The organism is Phaeobacter sp. B1627, assembly GCF_006265095.1.
GTDB lineage: Bacteria > Pseudomonadota > Alphaproteobacteria > Rhodobacterales > Rhodobacteraceae > Epibacterium.
In genome coordinates, this window is sequence record NZ_VCNK01000018.1 from 89,501 (window position 1) to 105,541 (window position 16,041).

A 16,041-nucleotide genomic window follows, 5' to 3' on the forward strand; every position below is an offset into this window, starting at 1 on the left:
GGCAGGAGAGACAGATGAGCGAAGCATTGCAAGAGCTGGGACACCAGATCGAAGCCAAGCGCCCGGAATGCGTCCTGTCCTGGGAAATTGCCCAGGGCGAGCTGAATGTTGACGTCAAGGCCAGCAATATTGCCGGGCTGATGGAATTTCTGCGCACCGACCGCGCGTGCAAATTCTCCACTCTGGTGGACATCACGGCGGTGGATTACCCGGAACGGGCGAAACGGTTCGACGTGGTCTATCATCTGCTGTCGATGTATCAGAACCAGCGCATCCGCCTGCGGGTTGCGATACGCGAAGAGGACATGGTGCCCTCGATCGTGGATGTGCACCCCTGCGCCAACTGGTTCGAACGCGAAGTCTTTGACATGTTTGGCATCCTCTTCACCGGCCACCCGGATCTGCGCCGTCTGCTGACGGATTATGGCTTTCGTGGCCACCCGCTGCGCAAGGATTTCCCGACCACCGGCTATACCGAGGTCCGCTATGACGAGGCGCAGAAACGCGTCGTCTATGAGCCGGTCTCGCTGGTGCAGGAATACCGCCAGTTTGACTTCATGAGCCCGTGGGAGGGTGCCGACTACATCCTGCCCGGCGACGAGAAGGAGGGGGCGCAGTGATGGACGGCTCCAAAGGTTTCGACGACGCTCAGACGGGCGAACAGAAGATCCGCAATTTCAACATCAACTTCGGCCCGCAACACCCGGCGGCGCACGGGGTGCTGCGTCTGGTGCTGGAGCTGGACGGCGAGATCGTGGAGCGCTGCGATCCCCATATCGGCCTGCTCCATCGCGGCACCGAAAAGCTGATGGAAAGCCGCACCTACCTGCAGAACCTGCCGTATTTCGACCGCCTCGACTATGTGGCGCCGATGAACCAGGAACATGCCTGGTGCCTGGCGATCGAAAAGCTCTGTGGCGTCGAAGTGCCGCGCCGGGCCTCTCTGATCCGGGTGCTCTATTCCGAGATTGGCCGCATTCTGAACCACCTGCTGAACGTGACGACGCAGGCCATGGACGTAGGCGCGCTGACGCCGCCGCTCTGGGGCTTTGAGGAACGCGAAAAGCTGATGATCTTCTACGAACGGGCCTGTGGCGCCCGTCTGCACGCGGCCTATTTCCGCCCCGGCGGTGTGCATCAGGATCTGCCGGATGAGTTGCTCGATGATATCGAGGAATGGGCGATTGAATTCCCGAATGTCATGGCCGACATCGACGGCCTGCTGACTGAAAACCGCATCTTCAAACAGCGCAACGCTGATATTGGCGTGGTGACCGAAGACGACATCCAGAAATATGGCTTTTCCGGTGTGATGGTGCGCGGCTCCGGTCTGGCCTGGGATCTGCGCCGGGCGCAGCCCTATGAATGCTATGACGAGTTCGACTTCCAGATCCCTGTCGGCAAGAACGGCGATTGCTATGATCGCTATCTGGTCCGCATGGAGGAAATGCGTCAGTCCCTGTCGATCATCCGGCAGGCCATCCACAAGCTGCGCGAGGCCACCGGCGATGTCATGGCGCGCGGCAAGCTGACGCCGCCGAAACGCGGTGACATGAAAACCTCGATGGAGAGCCTGATCCACCACTTCAAGCTCTATACCGAGGGCTTCCACGTGCCCGCTGGTGAGGTTTATGCCGCAGTCGAGGCGCCGAAGGGTGAATTTGGCGTCTATCTCGTCGCGGACGGAACCAACAAACCCTATCGCGCCAAGCTGCGCGCCCCCGGGTTCCCGCATTTGCAGGCCATGGACTATGTCGCCAAGGGCCATCAGCTCGCGGATGTCGCCGCCATCATCGGCACCATGGATATCGTTTTTGGAGAGATTGACCGCTAATGCTCCGTCGTCTGCATTCAGAACAACCCGCAAGCTTTGCGTTCACGCCCGCCAATCAGGCCTGGGCCGAAGCGCAAATGACCAAATACCCCGAAGGTCGTCAGGCCTCGGCCGTGATCCCGTTGTTGTGGCGGGCGCAGGAGCAGGAGGGCTGGGTCACCAAGCCGGCGATTGAATATATCGCCGACATGCTGAGCATGGCCTACATTCGCGTCCTCGAAGTCGCCTCCTTCTATTTCATGTTCCAGCTGCAGCCGACCGGATCTGTCGCGCATATTCAGGTCTGCGGCACCACGTCCTGCATGATCTGCGGCGCAGAGGATCTGATCGCGGTCTGCAAGGAAAAGATCGCCCCCAAGCCGCATGTGGTCTCGGCCGATGGCAAGTTCTCCTGGGAAGAGGTCGAATGTCTCGGCTCCTGCACCAATGCGCCGATGGCGCAGATCGGCAAGGACTACTACGAGGATCTGACCACCGAGAGCTTTACCAAGCTGCTGGATGATCTCGGCGCCGGTGTTGCGGTGGTGCCCGGACCGAAGAATGGCCGCTATGCGGCAGAGCCGAAATCGGGCCTGACCTCGCTGAAGGACTATGAAGCCGGCAAGCCGCAGTATAATGCCTCTGCCGAGCTGGCGACTGAGATCGGGGATGGTGTGAAGCGCATTCAGGGCGACGAAGTGCCGCTGCTGACGCCGTGGATCGGCAAAGATGGTCTGGTTGCCGGTCGCACGGCCGCAGATCCGACGCCACCCGCACCGGAGCGCCCGATGCCCGCAGTGAAGCAGGCCGCCGAGAAGAAGGCGCCCGCAAAGAAATCCTCCGCCGCGACCCCGGCCCAGCCCGAAGCCGCCGCTGCTGCTGTGACCGTGGACGAAGCGCCGGAAACGCTCACGGCCGCGCGCGATGGCACGCCGGACAACCTGAAGTTGCTGAAGGGCGTCGGCCCCAAGCTGGAAGCGACCCTCAACGAGTTGGGCTTTTTCCACTTTGACCAGATCGCCAAATGGACCGATGCCGAAGTGGCCTGGGTCGATGCGCGCCTGAAATTCAAAGGCCGGATCGAACGCGACGGCTGGATCGAACAGGCCAAGCTGCTGGCCTCGGGCGAGGAAACAGAATTTGCGAAGTCGGCCAAAAAGGACGGCCGCTACAGCGATAAGTAACCGGCGTATGCTCTGGTCCGCCGGGGCGGGCATGGGCTGTGGCGGAGAGGATGGACAGGAACCTGATGAGCAGGGACGCAGGAGACAGGACCGCGCAGGACAGGGCCATCGCGGCCAAGGGGCGGCACGTGGCCCTCGTCATTGCCGGAACCATGGTCACATGGTTGATCCTGTCGCTGTTTGTCGGCCCGGCGATCGGGCTGCCCGGGCGCTACGCGCTGTTGTTTGATTTTGCCGCGCTTGCGGGCATGGTCTATGCAGCGATCAATATTTTTCAACTCTGGCGCCTGCGTCAGGCCACTGAACAAGAGAACCAAAGGTAGGCAGACATGCTGAAAGACCAGGATCGGATCTTTACCAACCTTTACGGGATGCATGAGCGCACGCTGGCGGGCGCCCAAAAGCGCGGCCATTGGGACGGGACGTCGGATCTCATCGGCAAGGGACGCGACTGGATCATCCAGACGATGAAGGATTCCGGCCTGCGGGGGCGCGGTGGCGCGGGCTTTCCCACCGGTCTGAAGTGGTCCTTCATGCCAAAGGAAAGCGACGGGCGTCCGTCCTATCTGGTGATCAATGCCGATGAATCGGAGCCCGGCACCTGCAAAGACCGCGAAATCATGCGTCACGATCCGCATACGCTGATCGAGGGGGCGCTGATTGCCAGCTTCGCGATGCAGGCGCATACCTGCTATATCTATCTGCGCGGTGAGTATATCCGCGAGCGCGAGGCGCTGCAGGCGGCCATCGACGAGGCCTATGACAAGCGGCTCCTGGGCCGCAATGCCGCCGGATCGGGCTGGGATTTCGATGTCTTCCTGCACCATGGCGCCGGGGCCTATATCTGCGGCGAGGAAACAGCCCTGATCGAGAGCCTCGAAGGCAAGAAGGGCATGCCGCGGATGAAGCCGCCGTTCCCGGCGGGCGCGGGGCTGTATGGCTGCCCGACCACCGTGAACAATGTCGAATCCATCGCGGTGGTGCCGACCATCCTGCGCCGTGGCGCCGAATGGTTCGCAGGCTTTGGGCGTCCCAACAACGCGGGAACAAAGCTGTTCGCGATCTCGGGCCACGTCAACAACCCCTGTGTGGTTGAAGAATCCATGTCGATCCCCTTTGACGAGCTGATCGAGACCCACTGTGGCGGTATTCGCGGCGGCTGGGACAACCTTCTGGCGGTGATCCCGGGGGGCTCCTCGGTGCCCTGCGTGCGCGGCGAGAAGATGAAAGACGCGATCATGGATTTTGACTATCTGCGCGGCGAGCTGGGCTCGGGCCTTGGCACTGCGGCGGTGATCGTGATGGACAAACAGACCGACATCGTCAAAGCGATCTGGCGCCTGTCGAAGTTCTACAAACACGAAAGCTGCGGCCAGTGCACCCCATGTCGCGAAGGCACCGGCTGGATGATGCGGGTGATGGACCGTCTGGTCCGTGGCGAGGCGGAAATCGAGGAAATCGATATGCTGTGGGATGTGACCAAGCAGGTCGAAGGCCACACCATCTGTGCCCTCGGCGACGCGGCGGCCTGGCCAATCCAGGGTCTCATCCGCAACTTCCGCGAGGAAATCGAAGATCGTATCAAAGCGCAGAAATCGGGCCGTATGGGCGCGATGGCGGCGGAATGACCGGAAGATGAAGATGCACGCTGGTTTCACCCTGTCCCTGATTGTCGCGGCTGGCCTTGGCCTGACCGCCTGTGGTTCGCTGAAAGAAGACCGACGCCCGAAATTCAACGGCGTCCCCTTCAAGGCGACCGTCAAGGCGATCGACAAGCGCGCCACCCTTGCGGATTTCCGTGTTGAGGTCGGGGATGCCACCCGCTCTCAGCTGGGGGCGTTGCAGGCCGCGGATCACGAGGCGAAACGCTACTGCATCGAGAATTTCGGCACCTCGCGCTTTGACTGGACAAATATCACCGTCGATGCCGAGGGGGCATACAGCCTGCAACTGGATCGCGGCGACGGGATCTTCACGGGGACCTGCAAACCGTGATCGCAGCGGCGACATACCCACGCCCGACTGGCGCATCTGCAGCACTGCTATTGCAGGACAGAGCAGTCTCTTCTGGCCGGGGTTCCCAAGGAACCGCGCAGCAGAGAGCCGTGATGCGATTTGTGAACGAGCGATCCGCCCTGATGCTGACGGCGCTGTGGGTGGTGACCGTACTGCTGGTCATGAGCGCGAGTATTGCGGGTGCGACCGCCGGGGAGGCGCGGCCCTCGTTGCGGGACGTGCCGGAAATCGAAATCCCGCTCTTTGCGGTGGCGGTGGCCAGCGAGGTTGCCGAGACCTGTGACCAGCTGGCGCCCCGGACGTTGAAAGGGCTGAACCAGCTCTATCAGATCCGCGCGCGGGCCAATGCGCTTGGCTACAGCGATGACGAGATCAAGGCCTATGTCAAATCGGACCAGGAAAAGGCCCGCATGCGGGCCAAGGGCGCGCGCCTGCTGACGCAGGAAGGGGTCAAACTGGACCAACCGGAAACCTTCTGCGCCTACGGGTTGGCAGAGATTGAGAAAAACAGCGCGATCGGCGTGTTACTGAGGGCGAAATAGACCATGTCTGACCTCCGCAAGATCAACATTGACGGAAACGAGATCGAAGTGGACGGGGCCATGACCCTGATCCAGGCCTGCGAGCAGGCGGGTATCGAAATCCCGCGCTTTTGCTATCACGAGCGTCTGTCGATTGCCGGCAACTGCCGTATGTGCCTGGTCGAAGTAGTCGGCGGCCCGCCGAAACCTGCGGCCTCCTGCGCGATGCAGGTGCGCGATCTGCGTCCCGGCCCCGAAGGCCAGGCCCCTCAGGTCAAGACCAACTCGCCCATGGTGAAAAAGGCGCGCGAAGGGGTGATGGAATTCCTGCTGATCAACCACCCGCTGGATTGCCCGATCTGCGACCAGGGCGGAGAATGCGACCTGCAGGATCAGGCAATGGCCTATGGTGTTGATTTCTCGCGCTTCCGCGAGGCCAAACGGGCAGTTGACGATCTGAACCTCGGCCCGCTTGTGGGCACCGCAATGACCCGCTGCATTTCCTGCACCCGCTGCGTGCGCTTCACCTCAGAGGTCGCAGGCATCACCCAGATGGGACAGACCGGCCGGGGCGAGGACGCGGAGATCACCTCCTATCTGAACGAGACATTGGATTCGAACCTGCAGGGCAACATCATCGACCTGTGCCCGGTGGGGGCGCTGACCTCGAAGCCCTATGCGTTTTCCGCCCGCCCCTGGGAGCTGACCAAGACCGAAACCATCGACGTGATGGATGCGCTCGGGTCGAATATCCGCGTCGACACAAAGGGCCGCGAAGTGATGCGGATCCTGCCGCGCAACCATGACGGCGTGAACGAGGAATGGATTTCAGACAAGTCCCGCTTCGTCTGGGACGGGCTGCGACGCCAGCGTCTGGACCGGCCCTATGTGCGTGTCGATGGCAAGCTGAAGCCCGCCACTTGGCCCGAGGCGCTGGACGCCGTCGCGGCTGCGATGAACGGCAAAAAGGTGGCTGGTCTGATCGGGGATCTGGTTCCTGTCGAGGCGGCCTATGCGCTGAAACAACTGATCGAAAGCCTCGGCGGCAAGGTCGAAGCGCGCACCGACAATGCCCGCCTGCCGATTGGCAACCGCGCTGGATATGTCGGAACCGCCGCCATCGAGGATATCGACACCGCGAAGGAGATCATCCTGATCGGGACCAACCCGCGCGATGAGGCTCCGGTGCTGAATGCCCGCATCCGCAAGGCCTGGCTCAATGGCGCGACGGTAAAGCTCGTGGGGCCCTCGGTTGATCTGACCTATGACTACGACCACATCGGCACTGACCGCGCGGCACTGGCTGAGCTGACCGCCGGAGAGGGGGCTCTTGTCATCGTGGGGCAGGGGGCCCTGCGTGAGGCGGATGGTCTGGCGGTTCTGGCGAAGGCACAGAGCCTTGGCGCATTGCTGGTTCTGCACAGTGCCGCCGCGCGCGTCGGGGCGATGGATATCGGCGCCGTGACCGAAGGCGGAATGGCCGCTGCCATCGACGGGGCCGAGGTGATCTACAACCTTGGCGCCGATGAGGTCGACATCGATGCCGGTGCTTTCGTGATCTATCAGGGCTCGCACGGCGATCGCGGCGCACATCGCGCCGATGTGATCCTGCCGGGCGCTGCTTATACCGAAGAAAACGGTCTGTTCGTGAACACCGAAGGCCGCCCTCAGCTTGCCATGCGGGCCAGTTTTGCTCCGGGTGAGGCCAAGGAAAACTGGGCCGTGCTGCGGGCGTTGTCGGCGGAACTGGGTGCAAAACTGCCCTATGACAGCCTGGCGCAGCTGCGGAGCGCCCTGATCCGGGAGGTGCCGCATCTGGCCCAGGTCGACAGGGTCGTCGAAAACGATGGCGAGCCGCTTCCTGCGGAGCCCTTGGGCAAGGCCGACTTCCTGCCTGCGGTGCAGGATTTCTACCTGACCAACCCGATCGCCCGCGCCTCCCAGTTGATGGCGGAGCTTTCGGCCCAGGCGTTGGCGCGCCGTGACACGAAGATCGCGGCCGAGTGATCCGCGCTCTGCTCATATTCTGTCTCGGCTTCGGCCTTGGCGCCTGTGGCGATGCCACCGGCAACAAGGTCAGCCGTGCCGCGCCGGAATATCTGGGTGTGGGGACCAGTCTGCTGGAGGGGGATCTGGTTCAGTTCCACCTGTCCATGGATCGGCTGCGCAGCCCGGATGAGCTGAACGACTACGCGGATTGCGCGGCGGCACAATATGCGCTGATCCGCGGCTACGGATTTGCGCGTCACCTGCGCACAAAAACGAAACAAGAGGCTGGCATTTGGGAGGCAGATGCTGTCTACACCATCTCGCCAGCTCTCCCGCGCGGTTTGCGCACCATCGACGCCGAAGTCGTGGTCGCCAACTGCGAGGCAAACGGAATACCTACGGTGTGAGGACCAATGGCTGATTTCTTTAACACCCCCGGCGGCATTGCTGTCATTATTCTGGCACAGACCCTTGCGGTTGTTGCCTTTGTGATGATTTCACTGCTTTTCCTGGTCTATGGCGACCGCAAGATCTGGGCCGCGGTCCAGATGCGGCGCGGTCCCAACGTTGTCGGTCTCTTTGGCCTGCTGCAAACCGTTGCGGACGCATTGAAATATGTCGTCAAGGAGGTTGTCATCCCGGCCGGTTCCGACCGGACGGTGTTCATCATGGCGCCGATCACCTCCTTTGTTCTGGCGATGATCGCCTGGGCGGTGATCCCGTTCAATGACACCTGGGTGCTGAGCGATATCAACGTCGCGATCCTCTATGTTTTTGCGGTCTCCTCGCTTGAGGTCTACGGCGTGATCATGGGGGGCTGGGCGTCCAACTCAAAGTACCCCTTCCTCGGCAGTCTCCGCTCTGCCGCCCAGATGATCTCCTACGAGGTCTCGATCGGATTGATCATCATCGGTGTCATCCTGTCGACCGGCTCGATGAACTTCGGCGACATCGTTCGCGCACAGGATGGCAGCGCGGGCCTCTTCAACTGGTATTGGCTGCCGCATTTCCCGATGGTTTTCCTTTTCTTCATCTCGGCGCTGGCAGAGACCAACAGACCACCGTTCGACCTGCCGGAAGCGGAGTCGGAACTGGTGGCGGGCTATCAGGTGGAATATTCCTCGACACCGTTCCTGTTGTTCATGGCGGGCGAATACATCGCCATCTTCCTGATGTGCGCGCTGACCTCGCTGTTGTTCTTTGGCGGTTGGCTGTCGCCGATCCCGTTCCTGCCGGACAGCCCGTTGTGGATGGTCGCCAAAATGGCCTTCTTCTTCTTCCTCTTCGCCATGGTCAAGGCGATCACCCCGCGGTACCGCTACGACCAGCTGATGCGTCTTGGCTGGAAAGTCTTCCTGCCGTTCTCGCTGGTTTGGGTGGTGTTCGTGGCCTTTGCCGCACGTTTCGATTGGTTCTGGGGGGCATTCGCCCGCTGGAGCACAGGAGGCTGATATGACGCAGATCGACTATACCCGCGCCGCCAAATACTTCCTGCTGCAGGACTTCTGGGTCGGCATGAAACTGGGGCTCAAGTATTTCTTCGCGCCGAAGGCGACGCTGAACTACCCGCATGAAAAAGGCCCCCTCTCGCCGCGGTTCCGGGGCGAGCACGCGCTGCGCCGCTATCCCAACGGCGAGGAACGCTGCATTGCCTGCAAGCTCTGCGAGGCAATCTGCCCGGCGCAGGCCATCACCATCGATGCCGAACCGCGCGAGGATGGCAGCCGCCGGACCACGCGCTACGACATCGACATGACCAAATGCATCTACTGTGGTTTCTGTCAGGAAGCCTGCCCGGTGGATGCCATTGTCGAGGGCCCGAACTTCGAATTCGCCACCGAAACCCGCGAGGAGCTGTTCTATAACAAGGACAAGCTGCTGGCGAATGGCGAACGTTGGGAGGCCGAGATTGCCCGCAACCTCGAACTGGACGCACCGTACCGATGACAGAAGCGCCGAAAAACCCCTTTGAGACGATGATGGCCCAGGCGCAGGAGATGGCAAAGGCTCTGAACCCGGCGCTGGAGAGCTTCTCGCCCAAAGGGTTCGAGGCGCTTTGGCCGACCATGCCCAAAGAGGTCATGGAAATGATGTTCGGCAATGCCGTCAACAAGGACGGTCTCGATGCCAAGACCCGGCTGCTGCTGACATTGGCCGGGCTGACCATGCAGGGCGCGCAGGCCGACAGTGCCGTGCGCCAGACCGTGCGCCACGCACTTGAGGCGGGCGCGAAGAAACAAGAGATCGTTGAGACGATCGGACAGATGTCGGTCTTTGCCGGCATCCCGGCCATGACCAAGGCGCTGGAACTGGCGCAGGACGTCATGGACGCCAAAGGGGACGATGAGACATGAGCGTTTTTGCCTTTTACCTCTTTGCCATCAGCGCCATCACCGGCGGGCTGTTCACCGTGGTGAGCCGCCAGCCGGTGCATTCGGTGCTGTGGCTGATCCTGGCCTTCATATCCTCGGCCGGGTTGTTTGTGCTCTTGGGGGCGGAATTCGTCGCCATGCTGCTGGTCATCGTCTACGTGGGCGCGGTCGCGGTGCTGTTCCTCTTTGTGGTGATGATGCTCGACGTGGACTTTGCCGAGCTGAAGGCGGAAATGGCGCGCTACATGCCGCTGGCCTTGCTCATCGGGCTGGTGATCCTGATGCAGTTCGTGATCGCCTTCGGCTCCTGGGAAAGTGCTGCGACGGTGGCCCAGAACCTGAGCCAACCGGTGCCCGAGGGGCGCCACAACACCGAGGCGCTTGGCCTCATAATCTATGACCAATATTTCCTTTTGTTCCAGCTTGCGGGTCTGATCCTTCTGGTGGCCATGATCGGCGCCATCGTTCTGACCCTGCGCCATCGCCAGGACGTGAAACGCCAGAACATTCTGGCGCAGATCTATCGCGATCCGGCCACGGCGATGGAGCTGAAGGACATCAAACCGGGGCAGGGGCTTTGATACGGCAATGATCGGAATTGAACATTATCTGACCGTCGCGGCGACGCTGTTCGTCATCGGCATCTTCGGGCTCTTTCTGAACCGCAAGAACGTGATCATCCTGCTGATGAGCATCGAATTGATGTTGCTGGCGGTGAACATCAATCTGGTGGCCTTTTCATCCTTTCTGGGTGATCTGGTCGGGCAGGTCTTCACCCTCTTCGTGCTGACCGTCGCCGCCGCCGAGGCCGCCATCGGTCTTGCGATCCTCGTCTGCTTCTTCCGCAACCGTGGCACCATCGCTGTCGAAGACATCAACGTGATGAAGGGCTGAAGAACCATGGAAACCATCCTCCTCTTTGCCCCGCTCGTGGGGGCGGTGATCTGCGGTTTCGGCCACAAGATCATTGGCGAAAAAGCGGCCATGTGGACCGCCACCGGCCTCTTGTTCCTGACGGCGCTTCTGTCCTGGATCACCTTCCTGACCTTTGGCGGCAAGACCGAAGTCATCGAGATCTTCCGCTGGATCGAAAGCGGCAGCCTGTCGACCTCCTGGGCGATCCGGCTCGACCGCCTGACCGCGATCATGCTGATCGTGATCTCGACGGTCTCCGCGCTGGTTCACCTCTATTCCTTTGGCTACATGGATCATGATCCGCAGTGGAAAGAGGGCGAGAGCTACAAGCCGCGTTTCTTTGCCTATCTGTCGTTCTTCACCTTTGCGATGCTGATGCTGGTGACCTCGGACAATCTGGTCCAGATGTTCTTCGGCTGGGAGGGCGTCGGCGTTGCCTCCTATCTTCTGATCGGGTTCTACTACCGCAAGCCCTCGGCAGGCGCGGCCGCAATGAAGGCGTTTATCGTCAACCGCGTCGGCGACTTTGGATTTGCGCTCGGCATCTTCGGCCTGTTCCTGCTGACCGACAGCATCAACCTGTCGGACATCTTCGCAGCCACGCCGCAATTGGCGGAAACGACGATTTCCTTCCTCTGGACCGACTGGAATGCTGCGAATCTCCTGGCGTTCCTGCTGTTTGTGGGCGCGATGGGGAAATCTGCGCAGCTTTTCCTGCACACCTGGCTTCCGGATGCCATGGAAGGCCCGACCCCGGTGTCGGCGCTGATCCACGCGGCGACCATGGTGACCGCTGGTGTGTTCCTCGTGTGCCGCATGTCACCGCTGATGGAAGTCGCCCCCGAGGCAACCGCCTTTATCACCATCATCGGCGCCACCACTGCCTTCTTTGCCGCAACCGTGGGTTTGGTGCAGACCGACATCAAACGCGTCATCGCCTACTCCACCTGTTCGCAGCTGGGCTATATGTTCGTGGCAGCAGGCGTCGGCATGTATTCGGCAGCGATGTTTCACCTGTTCACCCATGCCTTCTTCAAGGCGATGCTGTTTCTCGGCGCTGGTTCGGTCATCCATGCCATGCATCACGAGCAGGACATGATGAATTATGGCGGGTTGCGCAAAAAGATCCCCTATACATTCGCGGCGATGATGATCGGCACATTGGCGATCACCGGTGTTGGCATTCCCCTGACCCAGATCGGTTTCGCAGGCTTCCTGTCCAAGGACGCGATCATCGAGAGCGCCTATGCGGGCGGGTCGATGTATGGCTTCTGGATGCTGGTGATCGCGGCGGCGATGACCTCCTTCTATAGCTGGCGGCTGATCTTCCTGACCTTCTACGGCAAGCCGCGGGGTGACAAACACACCCATGATCACGCGCATGAAAGCCCGATGGTCATGTTGATCCCGCTTGGCGTGCTTGCGCTCGGGGCGGTGTTCTCGGGCATGCTCTGGTACGGCAGTTTCTTCGGTCACGCGGATAAAGTCGGCAAATTCTACGGCATTCCGGTTGCCGAAGCCTCGGCTGGAGATCACGCCTCAGATCACGGTGGAGATCACGGTGCGACCGATGCTGACGGGCACGGCGATGGCGGCCATACGGGCGACGCAGTGGTTGCCGACACAGGCCACGGCGACGATACCGGCCACGCCACTGACCACGCCGAGGCAGGGGATCACCACTATGTGTTTGCAGGCGCTCCCGGCGAAGGTGCACTCTATATGGCGCCGGACAATCACGTGCTGGATGATGCCCATGCCACCCATTGGCTGGTGAAAACGGCTCCGTTCTTTGCGATGTTGTTTGGTCTGGTGCTGGCGGTTCTGTTCTATATCGTCAATCCGGAGCTGCCGAAACGCCTCGCCCAACAGCAGCGGCCGCTCTATCTGTTCCTGAAGAACAAGTGGTACTTTGACGAACTGTACAACGCGGTTTTTGTCAAACCGGCGCTGGCGATCGGTAAATTCCTGTGGAAGAAGGGCGACGGCAATGCCATCGACGGCTTCCTGAACTGGCTTGCCCTTGGTGTGGTGCCCTTCTTCACACGTCTCGCTGGCCGGGCCCAGTCTGGCTACATCTTTACATACGCGTTCTACATGGTGCTGGGCATTGCGGCCCTGGTCACCTGGATGTCGATCGGCGGAGGATCGCACTGATGGACAATATCCTTTCCATCGTCACCTTTATCCCTGCGCTGGCGGCGGCTGTCATGGCCCTGCTGATGCGTGGCGAGGATGAGGCGGCCCAACGCAACGCCAAATACGTGGCGTTGCTGGCGACAACGATCACCTTTCTGGTGAGCCTGTTCATCTACTTCGGCTTTGACGCCGCCAACACCGGTTTTCAGTTCGTCGAAGAGGCCGAGTGGATCTTTGGTCTGAAATACAAGATGGGCGTCGACGGTATTTCCGTCCTGTTCGTCATGCTCACCACCTTTGTGATGCCGTTGACGATCCTGGCGAGCTGGACCGTGTCGAGCCGCGTCAAGGAGTACATGATTGCCTTCCTGGTGCTGGAGACGCTTATGCTTGGCGTCTTCATGGCCCTTGATCTGGTGCTGTTTTACATGTTCTTCGAAGCAGGCCTGATCCCGATGTTCCTGATTATCGGCATCTGGGGCGGCAAGGACCGCATCTACGCATCGTTCAAGTTCTTCCTCTACACCTTTTTCGGCTCGGTGCTGATGCTGGTGGCGATGGTGGCGATGTACTTCGATGCGGGCTCCACCGATATCGTGAAGCTTCTGGCGCATGAATTCTCCTACACCAGTTTCGACGTGCTTGGGGTCCATGTGCTGGGCGGTATGCAGACGCTGCTGTTTTTGGCCTTCTTTGCGTCGTTTGCAGTCAAGATGCCGATGTGGCCTGTGCATACCTGGCTGCCGGATGCGCACGTGCAGGCGCCGACGGCCGGCTCTGTTGTGCTGGCGGCAATCCTGTTGAAGATGGGCGGCTACGGCTTCCTGCGCTTCAGCCTGCCGATGTTCCCCGTCGGCTCCGAGGTCATGTCCGATCTGATCCTTTGGATGTCCGCCATCGCCATCGTCTATACCTCGCTGGTGGCGATGGTGCAGGAAGACATGAAAAAGCTGATCGCCTATTCTTCGGTCGCGCATATGGGGTTTGTCACCATGGGGATCTTTGCTGCGAACCAGCAGGGGATCGACGGCGCGATCTTCCAGATGCTGAGCCACGGTTTCATCTCGGCGGCGCTGTTCCTCTGTGTGGGCGTGATCTACGACCGTATGCACACCCGTGACATCGAGGCCTACGGCGGTCTGGTGATCCGGATGCCTGCCTATGCGCTGGTCTTCATGTTCTTCACCATGGGCAATGTGGGCTTGCCGGGGACTTCCGGGTTCATCGGCGAATTCCTGACCCTGATGGGCACCTTCCAGAAAAACACCTGGGTGGCCTTTGTCGCCACCTCCGGGGTGATTTTCTCGGCCGCCTATGCGCTGTGGCTCTATCGCCGCGTGGTGTTCGGGGATCTGATCAAGGAAAGCCTGAAGGCGATCAAGGACATGAATGCCCGCGAGAAATGGATCTTCGCACCGCTGGTTGTGATGACCCTGCTGCTCGGGATCTATCCTTCCGTTGTCACCGATGTGATCGGCCCCTCGACCGAAGCACTGGTGTCCTCCGTCAATACGGCCGTTGCCAACGCCGACTTCCTCGTGGAAGCGGCCGAGGTTGACGTCGCCACCACAAATTCCCACTAAGGAGCCGCTCAGATGCAAGCTGATCTCTCCGTGATCCTGCCCGAGATCGTCCTCGCCATCTATGTGATGGTGGCGCTGATCGGAGCGGTTTACACTTCCAAGGACAAGCTCGCGCCGCTGCTCGTGTGGGTCACCGCCGCGCTGATGGCGGTGCTGGGGATCTGGATCGGAACCTCCGGCTCCGGCTCCACAGAGGCCTTCGGCGGTATGATCGTCGACGATGCGTTCTCGCGCTTTGCCAAGGTCGCGATCCTGTTGTCCGCCGCCGCCGTCATGGTGATGGGGCAGGACTATATGTCCAAACGTGGCATGCTGCGGTTCGAATACCCGCTGCTGGTGGCGCTTTCGACCATCGGGATGATGGTCATGGTCTCCGCCGGGGATTTGATGGCGCTCTATATGGGGCTCGAACTGCAGTCTCTGGCGCTCTATGTTGTGGCCTCTCTGCGCCGCGACAGCGCCAAATCGACCGAGGCGGGCCTGAAGTACTTTGTGCTCGGGGCGCTGTCGTCCGGACTGCTGCTCTATGGTGCCTCGCTGGTCTATGGCTTCGCCGGCACCACGCTGTTCTCCGGTATCATCGAGGTGGCCCAGCATGGTCACGTGACCATCGGTCTGCTGTTCGGCATCGTCTTCCTGATCTCCGGCCTTGCGTTCAAGGTTTCGGCGGTGCCCTTCCACATGTGGACACCGGACGTCTACGAGGGCGCGCCGACGCCGGTGACGGCCTTCTTTGCCTCCGCGCCCAAAGTGGCGGCGATGGGCCTGTTTGCCCGTGTCATGCATGACGCCTTTGGCCATGCGGTTCAGGACTGGAGCCAGATTGTCGCGCTGCTGGCGCTGCTGTCGATGTTCCTCGGTGCGGTCGCTGCGATCGGCCAGACGGATATCAAACGTCTGATGGCCTATTCCTCCATCGCCCACATGGGCTATGCGCTGATCGGTCTGGCGGCGGGAACCGAGCTCGGTATTCAGGCTCTGCTGATCTACATGTCGATCTACGTTGCCATGAATATCGGCACCTTTGCCTTTATCATGATGCTGCATCGCGACGGCAAGCCGGTGACGGATATCCGCGCCCTGAACCAATATGCCAAGCGGGAGCCGGGTCGCGCTCTGGGCATGCTGGTCCTGTTGTTCTCGCTGGCGGGCGTGCCGCCGATGCTGGGCTTCTTCGGCAAGTTCTTCGTGCTGCGTGCGGCGGTTGAGGCTGACATGGCCTGGCTGGCAATCGCCGGGGTGATCGCATCTGTGATCGGGGCCTACTATTATCTGCGGATCGTGTTCTTCATGTACTTCGGTTCCGAGGGTGTCGAGGTGGAGACCTCGCGCTCGCCAGTGCTTCTGGCCTTCTTCTCGGCCGGAGCGGCGCTGATGTTGATCGGAGTGATCTCGACTTTCGGTCTGGAAGGCGCGGCCTCAGCGGCGGCGGCGATGTTGGTCCACTGAAACGGTTCGTCAATAAATTTGCAAAAGGCCTGGTCCGATGCGACCAGGCCTTTTGCCTTT

17 protein-coding genes are annotated in these 16,041 nt (G+C 60.8%); all 17 read left to right on the forward strand.

Annotation, left to right across the window (positions count from 1 at the left end):
- The first annotated feature begins 14 nt into the window (after window positions 1–14).
- The 17 genes from FGE21_RS10440 to nuoN all read left to right on the forward strand — a co-directional run bounded on the left by FGE21_RS10440 (window position 15) and on the right by nuoN (window position 15,981).
- Entirely contained in the window at window positions 15–620 is a 606-nt protein-coding gene (locus tag FGE21_RS10440; RefSeq protein ID WP_139663234.1) for an NADH-quinone oxidoreductase subunit C, read from the forward strand.
- Entirely contained in the window at window positions 620–1,834 is a 1,215-nt protein-coding gene (locus FGE21_RS10445) for an NADH-quinone oxidoreductase subunit D (protein ID WP_139663235.1), read from the forward strand. Before FGE21_RS10440 ends, FGE21_RS10445 begins: the two co-directional genes overlap by 1 nt.
- Window positions 1,834–2,997 carry an NADH-quinone oxidoreductase subunit E gene (locus FGE21_RS10450; protein WP_139663236.1) on the forward strand — a complete coding sequence of 388 codons (1,164 nt, stop codon included), beginning with the start codon at window positions 1,834–1,836 and terminating at the stop codon, window positions 2,995–2,997. The genes FGE21_RS10445 and FGE21_RS10450 overlap by 1 nt, the downstream gene beginning before the upstream one ends.
- Before the next feature lie 65 nt (window positions 2,998–3,062).
- Entirely contained in the window at window positions 3,063–3,320 is a 258-nt protein-coding gene (locus FGE21_RS10455; protein WP_139663237.1) for a DUF5337 domain-containing protein, read from the forward strand.
- A 6-nt stretch (window positions 3,321–3,326) separates the two neighbouring features.
- A complete protein-coding gene (gene nuoF / locus FGE21_RS10460; protein ID WP_139663238.1) occupies window positions 3,327–4,625 on the forward strand; it encodes an NADH-quinone oxidoreductase subunit NuoF in 1,299 nt (432 codons plus the stop codon).
- A gap of 7 nt (window positions 4,626–4,632) precedes the next feature.
- Entirely contained in the window at window positions 4,633–4,992 is a 360-nt protein-coding gene (locus tag FGE21_RS10465; RefSeq protein ID WP_255731499.1) for a hypothetical protein, read from the forward strand.
- 182 nt (window positions 4,993–5,174) lie between these two features.
- Complete coding sequence (locus FGE21_RS10470) at window positions 5,175–5,555, forward strand: DUF5333 domain-containing protein (protein WP_139663330.1); 381 nt, start codon at window positions 5,175–5,177, stop codon at window positions 5,553–5,555.
- 3 nt (window positions 5,556–5,558) lie between these two features.
- The gene (gene nuoG / locus FGE21_RS10475; RefSeq protein WP_139663239.1) at window positions 5,559–7,541 is read left to right on the forward strand and encodes an NADH-quinone oxidoreductase subunit NuoG; all 1,983 of its coding nucleotides are present in this window, start codon (window positions 5,559–5,561) and stop codon (window positions 7,539–7,541) included.
- Complete coding sequence (locus FGE21_RS10480) at window positions 7,538–7,930, forward strand: hypothetical protein (protein WP_139663240.1); 393 nt, start codon at window positions 7,538–7,540, stop codon at window positions 7,928–7,930. The genes nuoG and FGE21_RS10480 overlap by 4 nt, the downstream gene beginning before the upstream one ends.
- A gap of 6 nt (window positions 7,931–7,936) precedes the next feature.
- Window positions 7,937–8,974 (forward strand): NADH-quinone oxidoreductase subunit NuoH, encoded by a 1,038-nt coding sequence (gene nuoH, locus FGE21_RS10485; protein ID WP_139663241.1) that lies wholly within the window; start codon window positions 7,937–7,939, stop codon window positions 8,972–8,974.
- A 1-nt stretch (window position 8,975) separates the two neighbouring features.
- On the forward strand, window positions 8,976–9,470 hold the full coding sequence (gene nuoI, locus FGE21_RS10490; protein WP_139663242.1) for an NADH-quinone oxidoreductase subunit NuoI: 495 nt from the start codon (window positions 8,976–8,978) through the stop codon (window positions 9,468–9,470).
- Entirely contained in the window at window positions 9,467–9,877 is a 411-nt protein-coding gene (locus tag FGE21_RS10495; protein ID WP_139663243.1) for a carboxymuconolactone decarboxylase family protein, read from the forward strand. Before nuoI ends, FGE21_RS10495 begins: the two co-directional genes overlap by 4 nt.
- Window positions 9,874–10,476 carry an NADH-quinone oxidoreductase subunit J gene (locus FGE21_RS10500; protein WP_139663244.1) on the forward strand — a complete coding sequence of 201 codons (603 nt, stop codon included), beginning with the start codon at window positions 9,874–9,876 and terminating at the stop codon, window positions 10,474–10,476. Before FGE21_RS10495 ends, FGE21_RS10500 begins: the two co-directional genes overlap by 4 nt.
- 7 nt (window positions 10,477–10,483) lie before the next feature.
- Window positions 10,484–10,789 carry an NADH-quinone oxidoreductase subunit NuoK gene (nuoK, locus tag FGE21_RS10505; protein ID WP_011538102.1) on the forward strand — a complete coding sequence of 102 codons (306 nt, stop codon included), beginning with the start codon at window positions 10,484–10,486 and terminating at the stop codon, window positions 10,787–10,789.
- A 6-nt stretch (window positions 10,790–10,795) separates the two neighbouring features.
- On the forward strand, window positions 10,796–12,967 hold the full coding sequence (gene nuoL, locus FGE21_RS10510; protein WP_139663245.1) for an NADH-quinone oxidoreductase subunit L: 2,172 nt from the start codon (window positions 10,796–10,798) through the stop codon (window positions 12,965–12,967).
- Window positions 12,967–14,532: an NADH-quinone oxidoreductase subunit M gene (locus FGE21_RS10515; protein ID WP_139663246.1), complete on the forward strand. Its 1,566-nt coding sequence runs from the start codon at window positions 12,967–12,969 to the stop codon at window positions 14,530–14,532. The genes nuoL and FGE21_RS10515 overlap by 1 nt, the downstream gene beginning before the upstream one ends.
- Window positions 14,533–14,544: 12 nt before the next feature.
- Complete coding sequence (nuoN, locus tag FGE21_RS10520) at window positions 14,545–15,981, forward strand: NADH-quinone oxidoreductase subunit NuoN (protein WP_139663247.1); 1,437 nt, start codon at window positions 14,545–14,547, stop codon at window positions 15,979–15,981.
- The last annotated feature ends 60 nt before the right edge of the window (window positions 15,982–16,041 follow it).